Source organism: Streptomyces sp. NPDC043867 (assembly GCF_056435845.1).
Genome location: NZ_JBWKDS010000031.1, coordinates 1 through 17,795 on the forward strand (window position 1 = coordinate 1; position 17,795 = coordinate 17,795).

Consider the following 17,795-nt stretch of genomic DNA (forward strand, 5'->3'; position numbering starts at 1 on the left):
GGCGAACCCGGCACCGAAGAGGATCAGGGCGAGCAGAAGAACGAGAAGCAGGGGAACCATAGTTATCAACCTCCGTTCCGCCGTATGCCCCGCCCGACCACCCGCACACCTGGAAGTTTCACGCGATTCCGCGGCCACTCGGCGCCTTCCCGAGCCTTCTGCGTGGGTCAGGCGGCCTCAGTCGCGTCGGCCGCGTCCTCCTGTCCCCTGTCGCGGTGAATCGGCGTCCGCGAACCGGTGAGCGGCAGACCCGTGCCGCCACTCCGGGCCGCGATGATCTCCGCCGCGATCGACAGCGCGGTCTCCTCGGGCGTCCGGGCTCCGAGGTCGAGGCCGATCGGCGACCTCAGGCGCGCCAACTCCGCGTCCGACAGCCCGATGTCCCGTAGCCGCCGGTCACGGTCCGCGTGGGTCCGGCGCGAACCCATCGCCCCGACGAACGCGACCGGCATCCGCAGGGCCTGCTCCAACAGGGGAACGTCGAACTTGGCGTCATGGGTGAGTACGCACAGGACCGTGCGTCCGTCGGTCGAGACGCGTCGCAGGTAGCGGTGCGGCCAGTCGACGACGAGTTCGTCCGCCTCGGGGAAGCGGGCCCGGGTGGCGAAGACGGGGCGGGCGTCGCACACCGTGACGTGGTAGCCGAGAAACTTCCCGGCCCGGACGAGCGCCGCGGCGAAGTCGATCGCGCCGAACACGATCATGCGGGGCGGCGGCACGTTCGACTCGACGAGCAGGGTGAGCCCGCCGGGGCAGTGTGTCCCGTCCTCCGCGAGGTCGAGGGTGCCGGTGCGTCCGGCGTCCAGCATCGCCCGGGCTTCGGCCGCGGCGGTCCGGTCCAGTTCCGGGGAGCCGCTGTCGTACGACCCCTCGTACGAACCGTCGGGGTGCACCAGCAGGGCCCTGCCCAGCAGTTCGGCCGGGCCCCGGACGATCCGCGCGAGGGCCCTGGGCTCACCCGAAGCCGCGGCCGACAGCGCCGACCGGAACAGTTCACGGGCCGGTGCCCCCGCGCCGACGGGGGTGACCATGATGTCGAGGGTTCCGCCGCAGGTCAGCCCGACGGCGAAGGCGTCCTCGTCGCTGTAGCCGAACCGCTCCAGGACGGTCTCGCCGTCCCGGAGGGCCTGGACACACAGGTCGTACACGGCACCTTCCACACAGCCGCCGGAGACCGAGCCGATGACCGTGCCGGCGCTGTCGACGGCGAGGGCCGCGCCCGGGCCGCGCGGCGCGCTCCCGCCGACGACCACGACGGTGGCGACGGCGAACTCCCGGCCCTCCTCGAACCAGCGGGCCAGCTCGTCGGCGATGTCAAGCATGTGCGGCCGCTCCCAGGACGCGGTCGGGTCGGATGGGCAGGGCGCGGTGACGCACACCGGTCGCGTGCCACACGGCGTTGGCGATCGCCGCCGCGGCGCCCACGATGCCGATCTCGCCGATGCCCTTGATGCCGACCGGGTCATCGGGGTCCGGGTCGTCCACCCAGTCCGCCTCGACGAGCGGTACGTCGGCGTGCGTGGCGACGTGGTAGCCCGCCAGGTCGGCGCCGTAGGGGGCGCCCGTGATCCGGTCCCTGACGGCCTCCTCGTGCAGGGCCATGGAGATGCCCCAGATCATTCCGCCGGTGAACTGGCCGCGGGCCGTGAGCGGGTTGACGATGCGGCCGGCGGCGAAGATGCCGAGCATGCGGCGGACCCGCACCTCTCCGGTGGTCACGTCGACGGCGACCTCGGCGAACTGCGCCCCGAACGAGTGCCGTTCCTTCTGCGCGAGGGCGCCGACGGCCGCGGTGGTGTCCGACCGTACGGTGATGCCCTCCGCGGGGACGCCGTCGCTCAGAGCGAGCCGCTCCCGCAGTTCCCCGGCCGCGGCCGTGACCGCCCAGGCCCAGGACCGGGTGCCCATCGAGCCGCCGGCGATCATCGCCGGGCCGAAGTCGCTGTCACCGATCCGCACGCGCACCCGGTCGGTCGGCACCCGCAGAGCGTCCGCGGCGATCAGGGTGAGCGCGGTCCGTGCGCCGGTTCCGATGTCCGCGGCGCTGATCCGCACGGTGAAGGTGCCGTCGGCCTCCGCGGTCGCGGCAGCCGTGGACGGGGCGGCTCCGACGAAGAACGAGGCCGCCGCGGTGCCGGTGCCGAGCAGCCAGCGACCGTCCCGGCGCAGTCCGGGGCTCGGGTCCCGGTCCGCCCAGCCGAACCGGCGGGCACCCTCCCGGAAGCAGGCGGGCAGGTTGCGGGTGCTGAACGGCAGCCCGGACACCGGACCCACGTCGGGCTCGTTCCGCAGGCGCAGCTCGATCGGGTCGATGCCGCACTTCTCCGCGAGTTCGTCGAGCGCCGACTCCAGCGCGAACGACCCCGGCGCCTCACCGGGAGCACGCATGAACGTCGGCGTCGGCACATCGAGCCGTACGACCCGGTTGGCGGTGTGATGGGCGGGCGCGTCGTACATGACCCGAGCCACGCCGGCGCTCGCCTCGATGAACTCGTGCACGGTCGAGGTCCGGCTCAGGGAGCTGTGCTCGAGCGCACGCAGTCGTCCGTCGGGGTCGGCGCCGAGCCGGATGCGCTGGACGGTGGGGCTGCGGTATCCGGCGAGCGAGAACATCTGACGGCGTGTCATGACGACGCGGACGGGGCGTGCCAGGACGGTCGCCGCCATTACGGCGGCCACCTGGTGCGCGCGGAGACCCTTGCTTCCGAAGCCGCCGCCGACGTGCTCGGACCGCACCCGCACGGACGAGGCGTCGAGCGAGAACATCTTCGCGAGTTCGTCCGCGACCCACACCGTGCCCTGGTTGGAGTCCACCACCTCCAGCCGGCCGTCGTCCCACAGGGCTGTCGCCGCGTGGGGTTCCATCGGGTTGTGGTGCTCCTCCGGAGTGGAGTACTCGGCGTCCAAAACCACGGCGGAGGAGGCGAGTTCGGCCTGGAGGTCGCCCTTCTCGGTCACCGCCGGGCCGCCCGGTCCTGGCATCGTGTACGCGTCCGGGTGCCCGGCGGAGAAGGTGACGTCGTGCGGTTCCTCCTCGTAGTGGACCACCAGTGCTTCCGCCGCCTCCCTGGCCTGCTCGGAGGTCTCGGCTACGACCAGCGCCACCGGCCAGCCCGCGTGCGGCACCCGGTCGTGCTGGAACACGGCGGCGGTCGGGTCCGGCGGCATCCCGAGCATGCCCACGTAGTCGATGTCGACGCGCGGGGCGTTCCCGTGATGCAGGACGGTCAGGACGCCCGGCATCTCCAGGACCGGGGCGGTCTCCATCGACCGGACGCGGCCGCGAGTGACCGTCGACAGCACGAGCCATCCGTGGGCCAGTTCGGCGAAGGGGATCTCTCCCGCGTAGCGGGCCGCTCCGGTGACCTTGTCGCGGCCCTCCACACGGGTGTGTGCGGTTCCGACGGCGTTCTTCGTCGCGGTGGCCCCGGTCGTGGTCGTGGTCATCGGGAGGCCTCCTCGGCGAGTTCGCTCAGCACGGCGACGGTGAGATTGCGCATCAGTGTCACCTTGTATCCGTTGTGCGGCAGCGGCCTGGCGGCCGCGAGTTCAGCGTCTGCGGCCGCGGCGAAGGCCGCGGCGTCGGCCGGCCCGCCGGTCAGGGCCTGTTCGGCCGTACGGGCCCGCCAGGGCCGGGACGCGACCGCCCCGAACGCGAGGCGCACCTCCTGTACGACGCCGTCCCGCACGTCGAGCGCGGCAGCCACCGAACCGATCGCGAAGGCGTACGAGGCCCGCTCGCGCACCTTGCGGTAGCGCGAGTTGGCACTCACCGGAGCGGGCGGAAGGGTGACGCCGGTGATGAGCGCACCCGGTGGAAGGGCTGTCTCCAGGTGCGGTGTGTCACCCACCGGGAGATAGAAGTCGGTGAGGGGCAACTGGCCTTTCCCGTCCGCTGTTTCGTACGAGACGACGGCGTCGAAGGCCGTCAGCGCGACCCCCAGATCGGAAGGGTGGGTCGCCACGCAGTGGTCGGAAGCACCCAGCACCGCGTGGTTGTGGTGCTCACCCTTGATCGCGGGGCAACCGCTGCCGGGGACGCGTTTGTTGCAGGGCTTGGTGACGTCCGCGAAGTAGCCGCAGCGGGTGCGCTGCAACAGGTTGCCGCCGACGGTCGCCATGTTGCGCAGCTGCCCGGAGGCGCCGGCCAGTACCGCCTGGCTCAGGGCGGGGTAGCGGCTGCGGACGGCGGAGTGCGCCGCGAGGTCGCTGTTGGTGACGGTCGCGCCGATGCGCAGCCCGCCGTCCTCGGTAGACTCGACGGCATCCAGCGGGAGTTCGCGTATGTCGACGAGGCGGCCGGGCCGTTCCACGCCCGTCTTCATCAGATCGACGAGATTGGTTCCTCCGCCGAGGAACCGGGCGTCCGGGTCGGCGTCGAGCAGGGCGAGGGCGCCGGGGACGTCGACAGCGCGCTCGTATCGGAACTCCTTCATGCCGACGCCCCTTCCTGCTGTGCGGGTCGCGTGTCCTTCGCGGTCCGGTCGCCGTCCGCTGCGCGGGCGTTTCGGGCGTCGGCCTCGGCGGCACGGGCGACCGCCTGCACGATCGACACGTACGCGCCGCAGCGGCACAGGTTGCCACTCATGCGTTCTCGTATCTCTTCGGGGGTCAGCGGCGGTGGCCCCGCTTCGGGACGTACGTCGTCGGTGACGGCGCTCGGCCAGCCGGCGGCGTGTTCCTCGATGACGGCGACGGCCGAACAGATCTGGCCAGGCGTGCAGTATCCGCACTGATAACCGTCGAGATCGAGGAACGCCTGCTGCACGGGGTGCAGTTGCTCACCCTCGGCGATGCCTTCGATGGTGGTGATCTCCCGGCCTTCGGCCGCCACCGCCAGTTGCAGGCAGGCGACGGCCCGGCGTTTGTCGACGAGGACGGTACAGGCCCCGCACTGACCCTGGTCGCAGCCCTTCTTCGTGCCGGTCAGATCGAGGCGCTCACGCAGTGCGTCGAGCAGGGTGGTGCGGTGGTCGACGGTCAGCGTGTGCTTCTCGCCGTTGATGTTCAGGGTGACGGCGCTGTACGTCGACGAAGGTGCTGGGGCCATGATCAGCCTTCTTTCGCAATCCGGACCACCTCGCGGAGACGGTCCGGCAGCAGAGGAAACGGAAGACGCTAAGACGTGTGAGGGATCTGAGATGTGTCAGCGGCTGTGGGGGAGGCCACGCCGCGTGGAGCGAGGGCCGGCCGGAAGCAGGGAGGATGCGGTGGGGAAGGCCGGTGCCGACCGTCACCGGCTGTCCCTGCCGGCCGCCCACCCGCTAGGGTGAGCCTAACCGGACAGCTGTCCGCTCACCTGGAAACGTAGTGGACAGTTGTCCGCTTAGCAAGGACAGGTTTCGGCCACGGGACCAGGAGGAGGACGAGTGCAGCAGAAGAAGGACGCACCGCTGCGCTCGGACGCGCAACGGAACCGCGAGCGGATCCTGGAAGTGGCCCTGGCCGAGCTGACGCGCTGTGCGGACGTCCCCCTCAGCGTGATCGCCAAGAAGGCGGGCGTCGGGCAGGGCACGTTCTACCGCAACTTCCCCAGCCGCGAGGCTCTCGTCCTGGAGATCTACCGGCACGAGATGCGGCAGGTCGCCGACGCCGCCACCGAGTTGCTCGAAACGCATGAGCCCGTCCGGGCCTTGCGCGAGTGGATGGATCACCTCGCCCGGTTCGCCATGACCAAGGCCGGCCTGGCGGACGCGATCCGCCAGGCCACCAGCGCGCCGGGCGGCCCGGCGAAGCCGGGACACACCCCCGTGACCTCCGCGGCGGAGCTCCTGCTGCGCACCAACGAGGAGGCCGGCACGATCCGCCCGGGAGTGACCGGGGACGACTTCGTCCTCGCGATCGCCGGTCTGTGGCAGCTCGACCCCCACGGAGACTGGCAACCGCGCGCCCGCCGCCTTCTCGACCTCGTCATGGACGGACTGCGCGCGGGGGCCTCCGGCCGCCGGGAGAGCTGAGACGGGACCCGAAGGGGGCGGCCTGGGGCTCGCCGGCCGACAGGACAAGACGCGGGGAGGCTCGGCGCGTGCGCTCCGCTGAAACGCAGACCCGTCAGGCGAACCAGTGGGGGGAGCCGGATCCGAGCTGGCGGGGAGGGGAAGTCGGGGGCGACGCGGCGGGGAGCCCGGGCAGGTGGCGGTCGGACGCGGGTTCCGAGTGGAGGATCCACTCGAGTTCGCGCTGGATCCGGCGGGCCTCGGTACGGACCTGCAGGGGTATGTCGCCGCGTTCGGAGATCAGCTGGGCGTAGATCGGTGCGTCGTGCACGAGTGGTGCTTCTCCTCGAATTGGATGCCTGGCGTGGCTTCAACTGTAAGGCTGCCGCGCAGAAGTGGCGGTCAGCCTCCCCGTTCGGCCGGATCCGGAGGCTGCGTGTCCGAGGATGTGCACAGCGCCCTGACCAAGTGGGGAGACAGCTCCGCCGGCTTACTCGCGGACCGGAGCGTCCACCGCGGGCTGGGTCCCGCCACTGTCCGCGCCCAGGCCCGCGAGCAGGCGCAGTCCGTCCTCGGCGGGGCTGCCGGGGGCCGCGGACAGCACCAACAGCTCCATACCTGATTCGTCGGGCAGCGCGAAGTTCTCCTGGTGCAGTTCCAGCAGTCCGACCAGCGGATGCCGGTACGCCTTGCGTCCATGCGTGCGGGCGCGCACGTCCGCACGGGCCCAGAGGCGGCGGAAGCGCTCGCTGCCCATCGCCAACTCGCCGATGAGCGAGGCCAGGCGGGGATCCTCGGGGTACTTGCCGGCGGCCAGCCGCAGGTGCCCGACCACGTCGAGGGTGCACTTGTCCCAGTCCGCGTAGAGGCCGCGCTCGTCCTCCTCGAGGAAGATGTGCCGGGCGGTGTTCAGGCCCGGCACCGGCCGGCCGTAGAGGAGCCCGGCGAGGCGGTTCCCGGCGAGCACGTCCAGGCGGTGGTCCATGATCAGCGCGGGTGCGCCGGCTACCAGGCCGAGGATGCGCAGCAGCTCCGGCCGGACTCGCCCGCCCGGCGCCTTCGCGCGGCGCCGGCGCTGCCGAGCGAGCCGGTGGAGGTGCCCGCGTTCCGTCTCGTCGAGGCCGAGGACGCGGGCGAGGGCGTCGAGGACCTGCTCGGAGGGCTGGGTCGCGCGGCCCTGCTCCAGGCGTACGTAGTAGTCGACGCTGACTCCGGAGAGGTGCGCGACCTCCTCACGGCGCAGCCCCTGGACCCGGCGGCGGCTGTCGACGGGGATGCCCACGGCCGCCGGGTCGACTCGGGAGCGCCGGGTCCGCAGGAAGCCCGCAAGATCGTCCATGTCCCCAGTATGGCCTCGGCGGAGCCGGGGAAGGTGGTCCTGCCGATACCAGGAAGCCCGGTCCGACGGAAGCGCCGCCCCTGAACGCCGGACGCCGTGGTCCCCAGAATCGAGGGCACCCGATCCGAAGGAGTGCCCATGAACACGCTGCTCGTCTACGCCCACCCGGAGCCGACGTCGCTCAACGGCTCGCTGAAGGACCTCGCGTTGTCCACCCTGGAGGCCGCCGGGCACGAGGTACGGGTGAGCGATCTGTACGCGATGAACTGGAAGGCGGTCGTGGACGCCGCGGACTACGGGCCCAGCGCCTCAGGTCCGCTGAAGGTCGCCCGGGACTCGGGCCGGGCTTTCGACGCCGGGACGCTCACCCCGGACGTCCTCGCCGAACAGGCGAAGCTGCTGTGGGCCGACACGATCATCTTCCAGTTCCCGCTGTGGTGGTACACGATGCCCGCGATCCTCAAGGGCTGGGTGGACCGGGTGTTCACCCACCACTTCGCGTACGGCGTCGGCGAGCACAGCGCCACCAGGTACGGCGAGCGCTTCGGCGAAGGCACCCTCGCGGGCAGGAAGGCCCTGCTGTCGGTGACCGTCGGCGGCCCGGAGTCGCACTACGCCGCGCGCGGGATCAACGGCCCCATCGACGATCTGCTGTTCCCGATCCACCACGGCGTCCTCTACTACCCGGGCATCGAGGTGCTGCCGCCGTTCGTGCTGTACGGCGCCGACCGGCTGACCGACCAGGACTACCCGGATGTCGCGAAGGCCTGGAAGCAACGCCTGCTCACCCTGGAGTCGACCGAACCGATCCCGTTCCGCCGGCAGAACGCCGGTGACTACGAGATTCCCTCGCTGCACCTGAAGGAGGGGCTGGAGCCCGCCGGCCGCACGGGTTTCGGGCTGCATGTGCGCGGCTGACCGCCGACGCCGGACAGGGAGCCGGGGCGCGTCGAGGGTCATGGTGCCGCGCAACGTATCAGCAGGCGCTCACGCGAACGTCGGCTGATACGTCGGCGGATGCTGGTGTGCGGCGTCCGTCAGCCCAGCACCTTCACGGCCTGGTAGTACGTCCATGCCGTGCTGTCACAGGTGGTCTTCGTGGCGCCGCTGTACCGGGCGCAGACGCGCTTGAGGTCCTCGTAGAAGGCGCTGTCGACGCGGGGCTTGTTGGCGTTGAAGGTGCCGGCGGCCTTGTAGTTGCGGTAGCCGAAGTCGTGCCGCGCGCAGGAGGTGCTGAAGGGGAAGCCGAGGGGGTTGTCCGGCGAGGTGGAGCAGTAGTCGGTGGACCAGTCGAACCCGTAGGCCGTCCAGGCGGACTGGTTGGCCCGGGCGGCGGTCCAGGCGCTGTAGCTCGACGCGCTGGTCTGCGTCCAGCCGGAGAGCACTTGCGCCTTGTCGGCGGGTGCTGCGTCGGCGGTCGCGGCGCCGGCGATGACGGTAGTGACGGCCAGCGCCGAGGCGGCGAGTCCGGTGGCGAGTCTGCGGTGCATTCCCACACCTCCACGAGGCTGCGGCCCGCCTCTCGGGCCGCAGGTTCATGTCAAGATGATGTGCATCCCGACCACCCCTTCACGCCTCTGCCGCCCCACGGAATCGTGAACTCCACCCGCATTCGAGGAGAGGGCGAGTGGGGGGAGTGCGGGGCGGCGACTGCCATGGGACAACTGAGCCTCTGGTGAGGGACGTTGACCGAGTGCGTGTCATTACGCCGGTCCCGTGTGCGTCAACTCGCGTGATGGCAAGCGGCGTTTGTTGACCCAGCGGACTCAACCGGCCGCGCGGACGGCTGGTGATTGCACGTCAGTTGCCGGAAGGCGCACCTGGGGCGGCGTCAGGCCGCGTGCACGCCGTCCGCTAGCATCGCGGGTCATGACGAGGCGGGGGCGGCTCGGGGCCGTAGCGGGAGCGACAGTACTGGCGGCTGTGTGTGCCTCCGGTCCGGAGCCTGCGGAACTCATCCGCGCGAAGCCGGACCTTGGCCCCCTAACGGCCGACCGCTTCGACCACACACCGCAGGACTACCGGCGATTCCGGCAGGCCTCGGCGCTGCTGGTCCGCTCCATGGCCGGCCGCGGCCACCCGGACTTCCCGCTCGACCCCCGCTATCCTCACGATCCCTTCGTCGCCATCGCTGTCGGCACCGACTACGGTGTCCTCGACCTGGACGCAGCCCGCCGCTGGGGCTACGGCTGGGACCCGTCGAAGCACCTGGCCCTGCGGCCGAAAGGGCGCCGTATGACCGACGCCTAGTACGCGGACTGGCCGGCCTGCAACGCCGAGGCGGATCGACGGCTCATGCACGGCATCGACCGCAAGCGGAACTGGCTCTACGCAAGTACACGGACGATCGAGGTCGACAAGGCAGTCAAGAGCGATCCCCGTCTCCGCGCGGCCTGGGATGTGTGGTCTCGCTGTGTGGCAGGACAAGGATTCGCCCACTATCCCGACCCCGTCGCGGTCTGCACGGACGACGCCTGGAAACGGGGCAGCGACGGAAACACCCGCCATACGCGCGAAGAGCGGGCCACTGCCGTCGCCGACGTCACCTGCAAGCGCCGCCATCGCACGACCGAGATCTGGCACGCCGTGCGGGCGAAGAGGCAGGCCGCCGACATCGCACGGCATCGTGACCGATACGCGGCCGGGCTGCGAGCGCTACGGACGTACCGGGCCAACACCACCGAGGTGTTGCAGAGCCTCGGCACCAAGGGTGGTGAGGCGAGTTGAGCTCGCCGCAGCGCCCGGTACTACTGTCCCGGGCATGGTCGAACACGATGCTTTCAGCGCCACCCGCGAGGCCTACGACGCCGCTGCCGCCACCTATGTGCAGCTGTTCCGCGACTCGCTCCGTGACAGCCCTCTGGACCGTGCGGTTCTGGGGGCCTTCGCCGAAGCCGTACGAACGAGTGGGGACGGTCAGGTCGCGGACCTCGGGTGTGGGCCTGGTCATGTCACCGCCCACCTCGACGAGTTGGGGCTGACGGCGTTCGGGGTCGACGCCTCTCCTGTGATGATCGAGCTGGCACGGCAGGCCCATCCGGGCCTGCGGTTCGACGTGGGCTCGATGGCCGCGTTGAGCATCGCTGACGGCACACTGGGCGGCGTACTCTCCCGCTGGTCGATCATCCACACTCCGCCGCACGAACTTCCCGCCGTCCTCGCGGAGTTCCATCGTGTGCTGGCGCCGGACGGCCACCTTCTGATCTGCTTCTCGGCAAGCGACGACCCGTCTCACGCGACGCAGGCCTTCGATCACGCGGTCGCGCCGGCCTATCGGTGGTCGCCCGATCACCTCGCCGGGATGCTGCGCAGTTCCGGGCTGGCCGAGGTGGCCCGGATGATCCGTGAGCCCCAGCCCACCGACCGGCGGCAGTTCCGCGAGGTTCAGCTGCTCGCCCGCAAAGCGTAGGCATGCCGTCCGACCGGGCGCTGTCCGCATCCGAGACGTCGGCCGGAGAGCCGGCCGGATGAGATCGCGCCGCCCATGAAGCGTTCACATCGGGTGTGCCGAAGTGCCGCCCCCCACACAGGGTGGCGTCCTTCCGGCACCGGCACCGGCATCCACCAACGGATCACCACCGTTTGCGGCCCGCCCGCCCCAGCCGCTGAATGGACTCGTGCGGCGACACCCCCGGCGCGGGACGAGGCCGTGCCGCCCACCGGACGTTCCCACCGGGTGGCCGTCGCCGGGACCCTGCTGATGATCGCCGGCCTGTTCAGGTACGAGAAGGGCGTCAGCGATGAGGACGAGTACGGAAGACCACCACGCCGGGGGAGGGCGGCAACTCGTACGGCGGTGGCGCCAGACGGCGAAGACGCATCTCACTCCGGTGCAGCGGTCCCTGCTGATGACCTGGGTGTCTTTCGGAGTCACCTTCGGCACCGTCAGGGTCATCACCCACGGCATCCGCGGAGGCTGGCTGCCCTGGGGGAACATGTCCGTCGGCGGGGAGCACCTTCATCACTACAACTTCGGCATCGCCGCACTGACCGGCGTAGGCCTGATCGCCGTCCGCGGTGACGAGCGGGCCGTCGGACACCCGGTCGTCGCCACCGCCTACGGCTGCGGCACCGCGCTCATCTGCGACGAGTTCGCGCTGCTGCTCGATCTGCGCGACGTCTACTGGGGCGAGCGGGGACGCCTCAGCGTCGACGTCTCCCTGGGGGCGATGTCCGCGCTGGGCGCCTACCTGACGGCCAAGCCGTTCTGGCACGAGATCGTGAAGATCACCGGGGTCCACGTGGCGGCCGCGGCGAAGCGCAACGTCCGCGCCGTCACGTGACGCCGCGCGTCCGTCACGACCGGCCTGTGCGGCGAAGCCGTACACCCGTTGCGACGCCGGATTCCGTCCCGCGACCGCCTCGGCAGCGGGCCGCCGCGCGACAGCCCGCTCCGGGGAGCGGGGGCCCTGTGCGTGCTCAGACGCGCCGCCGTCGCCTCCGGCGTTCCTCCACGGTCATCGCTCCCCACACGCCGTCGCGTTCGCCGTTGCGCAGGGCCCAGGCGCCGCATGCCCTCACGACGGGACACCGGTGGCAGACCGCACGGGCCCGCTCGATCTGCTGCTGCGACAGGCCGTCCTCGCCGACCGGGAAGAAGAGTTCCGGATCCTCGGAACGGCAGGCGGCCAGCTCGCGCCAGTTCATGCATTGCCTCCCTTCCGGTCCGTCGCGCGGCCTGCGCCACCGCGTGGCAGCGGCCACCGGCCGTCGTGGGGAGAAGACACTGAGGGAACCATCGAAAACCTCCGCCGGTCTCTTCGCCCGCCCACCTTGGGGCAGGCGAGTGTCGCGGCACCTCACGGCACCGCGCGACCCGGCAGGGTGAAGAGAAATATATGCAATTTATCCCGTTTGGTCCATATCGCATGAGCTGCCGCGGCCGACCGTCCTCACCGTGCTCGAACGGCTCGGCGTGACTCCGCACGCCACTGCTTACAGCCGATGCGAGGGGCGGGCAGGGGTGCCCGGGCCGTCTCGCGCCGGATCGCGTCGGCGATCGCGTGCGCCTCGATGCCCGCCTGGCGAAGGACACCTGTGAGGGGATCGGTGTACCCGGCGAACTGCTGCGCTGCACCCTGCTGGGCCCACCTCCGCAACCGGCTGGCCCTGGTTCTGGCGGTCGCGTTCATCCCGGTCTGGATCGGCGTGGCACGCCTGTGCACCTCCGACCAATTGGTGCGCATCTGGCTGGACGCCGTCAACCCCCCGTGTTTGCCCGGGCCGGCCAGGTGGGCCAGGTGGCCAGCGCACTGGCGCCGTCACGCTGGTCGCAGGCTTCATCACCTTCACCGAGACCTTTCAGTCCCGGCAGATGGACCTCAGACTGCTACTGGCCGGCTACCCCCGGTTGCCGATGCTGCTGGCTGGCTGCCGTCGCGCTCACCGCCGCCGTGCTGGCCTGCTACACCACGACCCTGCTGTGGATCTCCCTGCCCGTACGCCACGCAGGCCCCCTGGCGGTGGCCCTCGCAGGCGCCGGCCTCGCCTACGGCGGCATCGGTCTCCAGCTCGGCTCGCTGGTCCGGGGAGAGCTGGAGGGCTTCTTCCTCATCATCATGCTCAGTCTGGTGGACACCGGCCTGCAGAATCCCGTGTTCAACACGCTCATGGATGTGGCGGGCGTGTCCGCGCTTCCTCTGTACGGCGTGAACCAACTGGCGCTGAGCTCAGCCCTCACCCCACACATCCCCTGGTCACACGGCCTGCTCTCCCTCACCTGGTCCGCGGCGACCGGCGCCCTGGCACTACTCGTCCTGCACACCCACCGCCCTTCCGGAAGACGGCCGGTGCCCTTCCGCTGATCGTCATCACCTCCAGCAGGCGTGGGGGAGATGACCCGGTGGTCGAGGCCGGTGTCATACCCCTAGTACCTGAGAGTTACCTCCAAGGACACCTCCCCAGGGGGTCGCGGGCGACGGCCCGTGATCCTTAACTTCCTTTCCAGCGACGCCCGATGGCCGGGGGGAGCGGCCGGGGAGGCGCGGGGCGATGGGGGTCGGAGCGGGGTGGTTCGCCGTACGAGGGCGCGGCAGGCGTGCAGGGGGCGGAACGGGCGGTGCAGCGGGCCGGCGGGGAGGTGGCGGGCCGGAGCGTGACGGCGGAGCGCCGCGCGGACCTGGACCGGTGCGGGAGGGCGCACCGGCCCGTGACAGCACAACGGTCCGCGCCCGGCGTCGGATCCGTGCCCTGCTGGCCGTCCTGGTCACCGCGGCCGTCGTCGTGCCGCTCACGGCCGCGGTCCGGCCGAGCATCCCCGCCCCGGCCCCCGCCGGCCTCGCACCGGTGACGGCGTCGACCCTGGAGGAGGCGTACGCGGCCAACCGGGCCAACGCCGCGCTGGCGGCCCGCATGGCGGCCGGCCACGGGGACCGGCACCGCGCCTCGGCCGATCGTGTGCTCGCGCTGCCCTCCCGCAGACTTCTGTCCTTCGACGGCCGCGGTTCCGGCCGGGCGGTCGAAGTGTTCGGCGACCTGCCCCACGCCCGCCACGTCGCCGTGCTCGTGCCCGGCTCGGACACCTCGCTGGACACCTACGAGCGGCTCCACGCCGCCGCGGTGTCCCTCCGCAGGGCACTCGCCGGGCAGGGACCGGCCGGCACCGGCACCGCGGTGATCGCCTGGCTCGGCTACACCACTCCGGGCACGGTCAGCACCACCGCGCTCACCCCCGACCGGGCCGACGAAGCAGCCCCGGACCTACGGGATCTCGTGAGCACCACCCGCCGCATCACCGGGCCGGACACCCGCATCACGCTCCTGTGCCATTCGTACGGCTCGGTCGTGTGCGGGCGGGCCGCCGACCGTCTGGACGTGGCGGAGCTGGTCCTCCTCGCCAGTCCTGGTACGGGCAGGGACTCGGCGGCGGACCTGGGGACCCGGGCGCGGGTGTGGGCGGCCCGCGGCGGCGGCGACTGGGTCGCGGAGGTCCCGCATGCCGACGTCGGCCTGTTCGGCACGACGCTCGGCTTCGGCAGGGACCCGCTGTCCCCGGCCTTCGGTGCCCGGGTGTTCCCCGCCGGAGACGGCGGACACAGCGACTACTTCCAACCGGGATCGATCTGTCTGGCCAACCTCGTCCGGATCGTCCTCGGCCGGACGGGGGAGGTCACCCGTGGCTGAGAAGACCGCCGGCCACCCGGTGCGGCGGCGCCTCCTCCCGTCCTCCTCCGGCATCCGGGCGGCGGCCGGCCGGCTGGACGCGGCCACCCCGCCCGGCCGGGACCGGGCCGTCGACGCCCTGCGTGCCCTGGCCATCCTCGGCGTCGTACTCGGCCACTGGCTGGTGACCGCGCTCGTCGCCGACGGCGGCGCCCTGCGCGCCGCGAGCCCGCTGGGCCACATGCCCTGGCTGGCCCCGGTGTCCTGGCTGTTCCAGACACTCGCGGTGTTCTTCATGGTGGGCGGCCACGTGGCGACGAGAAGCCACGCCTCGGCCCGGGCGGCCGGCGGGACGTACGGCCGCTGGCTGCGGACCCGTCTGGCCCGCCTGTTCCTGCCGGTGCTCGCCATGACGACCGTGTGGACGGCGGCCTCGACGTGTCTGCTGCTCGGCGGCGCGTCCTTCGCCACCGTGCACACGGTGGCGAAGCTGGCGCTGTCACCGCTGTGGTTCCTGCTGGTGTTCGCGGGCCTCACCGCGGTGACCCCGCTGCTGGCCCGCCTCAACCCGCTGTGGCCGCTGGCCGTGACCCTCCATGTGGACCTCGTCCGCTTCGGTCTGGGCGGCCCGTCCTGGCTCGGCTGGGTGAACGTGGCGGCGGGCTGGCTCGTGCCGTACACGCTGGGCGCGGCCTGGACGCGCGGTGAACTGGAGGGCAGGCGTGCCGGCTGGATCCTGTGCGGGGCGGGGACGGCGGCGACGGTGGTTCTCGTGGCCTGGGCAGGCTATCCGGCGTCGATGGTCGGCGTGCCCGGCGCGGCGGTGTCCAACCTCGACCCGCCGACGCTCGCGGCGGTCACCTTCGGACTGGCCCAGTGCGGCGTGGCCCTGCTGCTGCGCGACCGGCTGCGGCGGAGCATGAGCAGACCGCTGGTCTGGGCGGCAGTGGCCCTGGTGAACCTGTCCGCGATGACGGTGTTCCTCTGGCACCAGACCGCCCTCATGGCCACCACGGCCACCGGCCTCCTGGCGGGCCGCCTGCCCGGCCTGCACACGGTGCCCGACGACCTGGACTGGGTGGGCGCCCGGCTGCTCTGGCTGCCGGTCTTCGCCGCGGTGCTGACGGTGTGCTGGGCGGCGTTCCACGGCTTCGAGAGCCGTGGCAAGCAACCCCCGAGGCCGGGTGCGACCGGGTCGCGGGTCGTCCGTGTCGGAGGCCTGCGGGAGAACCCGGAGCTGCGGGAGGCCGGCCGTGCTTAGGGTGGGGCGGATGAACGGAGTGGAGGTGCGCCTGTCCCGCCTGCTGCGCTTGCTGCGCGACGACTTGTGGACGGTCCGCGCGGCTCCGCTGCCGCCCTCGGTGTGGCTGCGCTGGCTGCCGCACGGCCTGGTCTGCCTGGTGGCGTTCGGCTCCGCGGTCGCCAACGTCGACTTTCTGGTCGACAGTTACCGCCTCGACGCCCAGTTCGGCGTGCTGTGCGCGGTGTTGCAGGGCCTCACGGTGGCACTGGCCCTGTGGCGTCCGATACCGGCGTGGTGGATGTCGCTGGTCATCACGGTCGTCACCGCCCTGACCGCCCGGCCTCTCCTGTTCCACGATGCGCACCCGGGCGGCCCGAGTTGGCCGTGGGGGCCGCCCGGACTGACCGCGCACTGCATGATCCTGCTGCTGCTCTCGCTGCGGCTGCCCACCCGGGTGTCGGCCGAGGCGCTCGCACTGACCGCGCTGGCCACCTACGTCGTCCAAGGAGTGATCGGCGGCGCGAACTACGAGCCGTCCGGCGTGGTGGCGGTGTCCCTGTTCACCGCAGTCGTCCTTCTCGGCACCGCCCTGCGCGGCCGCCGTGAGGCCCGCCACCAACTCGTCGAGCAGACCGGCATCACCGCCGAGGAACGCGCCCGCCGCACCCTGCTGGAGGAGCGCAACCGCATCGCGCGCGAACTGCACGACGTGGTCGCACACCACATGTCGGTGATCTCCATCCAGGCGCAGGTGGCCCCGCACCTGGTACAGAACCCGTCCGAGGAACTGAGGGAGAACCTGGAGGGCATCCGGCAGAACGCCCTGGAGGCGCTCACCGAACTGCGCCGGGTCCTCGGCGTGCTGCGCTCCGAGAACCCCGGGGACCCGTACGGCCTCGGCGCGACCGGCACCGGAACCGCCCCGGACGCGCCACAGCCCACGCTCGACCGGCTCGGCGCACTGATCGACAACACCCGTGCCGCCGGGCTCGAGGTCGTCGCCGAGACACGCGGCGAGCCGTCGGTCTATCCGCCGGGCGTGCAGTTGTCGGCCTACCGGATCGTGCAGGAGGCGCTGAGCAACGCGCTGCGGCACGCGCCCGGTTCCCAGGTGCGGGTCGGTGTCACCCACGACGCGCGGGGCCTGCACCTGGAGGTCACCAACTCCCGCCCGAGCGGGCCGTCCCGGTCCTCACCCGGCGCGGGGCACGGGTTGCTCGGCATGCGGGAGCGGGCCGTGATGCTGGGCGGCCATGTCGCCGCGCACCCGACGCTGCACGGCGGCTTCACCGTGTCGGCGTTCCTTCCGAAGGACGGCACCGCCCTCCCCGCCCCCGAAAGCAGCGACCCTCCCGCCGGCCTCGCACGCGTCTTTCCCGAGCCCGGTCCGAAGCGGCAGTGACCGCATCACCGACGGCACCCACGTGCGCAGTCACGGCAGGATCCACGGCCGTACCCACCACAGGACGTAGGACCGGCCCCCGACAGGAGAAGTGACCAGATGACGAGCGGCACCATCCGCGTACTGATCGCCGACGACCAGCAGATGGTCCGGCAGGGTTTCACCGTGCTGCTCAACGCCCACCCGGGCATCGAGGTGATCGGGCAGGCGGTCGACGGACTGGACGCCGTGACGCAGGTCGCCGAACTGTCCCCGGACGTCGTCCTGATGGACATCCGCATGCCCGAACTGGGCGGCATCGAGGCCACCCGTCGCATCACCGTCGCCACCCCCGACGTCAGGGTGCTGGTGCTCACCACCTTCGACCTCGACGAGTACGTGTACGAGGCGCTGCGCGCCGGGGCGTCCGGGTTCCTGCTCAAGGACGCCTCCGCCGACCAACTCGCCGAGGCCGTGCGGATCGTCGCGGCCGGTGACGCCCTGCTGGCGCCCGGCATCACCCGCAAGCTGATCGCCGAGTTCTCCCGGCTGAACGACACCCCGCGAGCCCCGCTGAAGGAGCGCGTCGGCGACCTCACCGAGCGCGAGACGCAGGTCCTGACACTCATCGCGCAGGGCCTGTCCAATGCGGAAATCGCCCGGCACCTCGTCGTGGCCGAGCAGACCGTGAAGACACACGTCGGCCGCATCCTGCTCAAGCTGGGACTGCGGGACCGCACTCAGGCGGCGGTGTTCGCGTACGAGTCGGCGCTGGTGAGACCCACGGGTTACTGA

General features: G+C 71.6%; 19 protein-coding genes. 11 read left to right on the forward strand and 8 right to left on the reverse strand.

What is annotated here, in order from left to right; translation table 11 throughout:
- Positions 1–167: 167 nt before the first annotated feature.
- From AC069T_RS26815 to AC069T_RS26830, 4 genes are read right to left on the reverse strand one after another with little or no spacing between them, the layout of a single operon-like run.
- Positions 168–1,322, reverse strand: coding sequence for an XdhC family protein (locus tag AC069T_RS26815; RefSeq protein ID WP_478785170.1), 1,155 nt, complete (start codon positions 1,320–1,322; stop codon positions 168–170).
- Complete coding sequence (locus tag AC069T_RS26820) at positions 1,315–3,447, reverse strand: xanthine dehydrogenase family protein molybdopterin-binding subunit (RefSeq protein ID WP_478785171.1); 2,133 nt, start codon at positions 3,445–3,447, stop codon at positions 1,315–1,317. The genes AC069T_RS26815 and AC069T_RS26820 overlap by 8 nt, the downstream gene beginning before the upstream one ends.
- Complete coding sequence (locus AC069T_RS26825) at positions 3,444–4,436, reverse strand: FAD binding domain-containing protein (RefSeq protein WP_478785172.1); 993 nt, start codon at positions 4,434–4,436, stop codon at positions 3,444–3,446. Before AC069T_RS26825 ends, AC069T_RS26820 begins: the two co-directional genes overlap by 4 nt.
- A complete protein-coding gene (locus AC069T_RS26830; protein WP_478785173.1) occupies positions 4,433–5,050 on the reverse strand; it encodes a 2Fe-2S iron-sulfur cluster-binding protein in 618 nt (205 codons plus the stop codon). Before AC069T_RS26830 ends, AC069T_RS26825 begins: the two co-directional genes overlap by 4 nt.
- Before the next feature lie 319 nt (positions 5,051–5,369).
- On the opposite strand from AC069T_RS26830, the gene AC069T_RS26835 reads away from it, so the two are divergent.
- The gene (locus AC069T_RS26835) at positions 5,370–5,957 is read left to right on the forward strand and encodes a TetR/AcrR family transcriptional regulator (RefSeq protein ID WP_478785174.1); all 588 of its coding nucleotides are present in this window, start codon (positions 5,370–5,372) and stop codon (positions 5,955–5,957) included.
- A gap of 94 nt (positions 5,958–6,051) precedes the next feature.
- On the opposite strand, the gene AC069T_RS26840 is transcribed toward AC069T_RS26835, so the two are convergent.
- Together AC069T_RS26840 and AC069T_RS26845 are read right to left on the reverse strand one after the other, a co-directional pair.
- A complete protein-coding gene (locus tag AC069T_RS26840) occupies positions 6,052–6,267 on the reverse strand; it encodes a hypothetical protein (RefSeq protein ID WP_478785175.1) in 216 nt (71 codons plus the stop codon).
- A 159-nt stretch (positions 6,268–6,426) separates the two neighbouring features.
- Positions 6,427–7,275, reverse strand: coding sequence for a helix-turn-helix transcriptional regulator (locus tag AC069T_RS26845; protein WP_478785176.1), 849 nt, complete (start codon positions 7,273–7,275; stop codon positions 6,427–6,429).
- A gap of 138 nt (positions 7,276–7,413) precedes the next feature.
- Between AC069T_RS26845 and AC069T_RS26850 the strand changes: the two genes are divergently transcribed.
- Positions 7,414–8,193 carry an NAD(P)H-dependent oxidoreductase gene (locus tag AC069T_RS26850; protein ID WP_478785177.1) on the forward strand — a complete coding sequence of 260 codons (780 nt, stop codon included), beginning with the start codon at positions 7,414–7,416 and terminating at the stop codon, positions 8,191–8,193.
- Positions 8,194–8,312: 119 nt separating this feature from the next.
- Here AC069T_RS26850 and AC069T_RS26855 read toward each other — a convergent pair whose 3' ends face one another.
- Complete coding sequence (locus AC069T_RS26855) at positions 8,313–8,765, reverse strand: phospholipase (RefSeq protein ID WP_478785178.1); 453 nt, start codon at positions 8,763–8,765, stop codon at positions 8,313–8,315.
- Between the two features lie 379 nt (positions 8,766–9,144).
- On the opposite strand from AC069T_RS26855, the gene AC069T_RS26860 reads away from it, so the two are divergent.
- From AC069T_RS26860 to AC069T_RS26875, 4 genes are all read left to right on the forward strand, one after another.
- On the forward strand, positions 9,145–9,525 hold the full coding sequence (locus AC069T_RS26860; protein ID WP_478785179.1) for a hypothetical protein: 381 nt from the start codon (positions 9,145–9,147) through the stop codon (positions 9,523–9,525).
- 165 nt (positions 9,526–9,690) lie between these two features.
- Positions 9,691–10,002 (forward strand): hypothetical protein, encoded by a 312-nt coding sequence (locus AC069T_RS26865; protein WP_478785180.1) that lies wholly within the window; start codon positions 9,691–9,693, stop codon positions 10,000–10,002.
- Positions 10,003–10,036: 34 nt separating this feature from the next.
- Entirely contained in the window at positions 10,037–10,684 is a 648-nt protein-coding gene (locus AC069T_RS26870; protein WP_478785181.1) for a class I SAM-dependent methyltransferase, read from the forward strand.
- A gap of 331 nt (positions 10,685–11,015) precedes the next feature.
- Entirely contained in the window at positions 11,016–11,558 is a 543-nt protein-coding gene (locus AC069T_RS26875) for a hypothetical protein (RefSeq protein WP_478785182.1), read from the forward strand.
- Positions 11,559–11,694: 136 nt separating this feature from the next.
- Here AC069T_RS26875 and AC069T_RS26880 read toward each other — a convergent pair whose 3' ends face one another.
- Positions 11,695–11,922 (reverse strand): WhiB family transcriptional regulator, encoded by a 228-nt coding sequence (locus AC069T_RS26880; protein WP_476755765.1) that lies wholly within the window; start codon positions 11,920–11,922, stop codon positions 11,695–11,697.
- Positions 11,923–12,668: 746 nt separating this feature from the next.
- Here AC069T_RS26880 and AC069T_RS26885 point away from each other — a divergent pair.
- From AC069T_RS26885 to AC069T_RS26905, 5 genes are all read left to right on the forward strand, one after another.
- On the forward strand, positions 12,669–13,079 hold the full coding sequence (locus AC069T_RS26885; protein WP_478785183.1) for a hypothetical protein: 411 nt from the start codon (positions 12,669–12,671) through the stop codon (positions 13,077–13,079).
- Between the two features lie 322 nt (positions 13,080–13,401).
- Positions 13,402–14,397: an alpha/beta hydrolase gene (locus AC069T_RS26890; RefSeq protein WP_478785184.1), complete on the forward strand. Its 996-nt coding sequence runs from the start codon at positions 13,402–13,404 to the stop codon at positions 14,395–14,397.
- Positions 14,390–15,637, forward strand: a complete 1,248-nt coding sequence (locus AC069T_RS26895) for an acyltransferase family protein (protein ID WP_478785185.1) — start codon at positions 14,390–14,392, stop codon at positions 15,635–15,637. Before AC069T_RS26890 ends, AC069T_RS26895 begins: the two co-directional genes overlap by 8 nt.
- A 10-nt stretch (positions 15,638–15,647) precedes the next feature.
- The gene (locus tag AC069T_RS26900) at positions 15,648–17,021 is read left to right on the forward strand and encodes a sensor histidine kinase (RefSeq protein WP_478785186.1); all 1,374 of its coding nucleotides are present in this window, start codon (positions 15,648–15,650) and stop codon (positions 17,019–17,021) included.
- Between the two features lie 99 nt (positions 17,022–17,120).
- Entirely contained in the window at positions 17,121–17,795 is a 675-nt protein-coding gene (locus AC069T_RS26905; RefSeq protein WP_478785187.1) for a response regulator, read from the forward strand.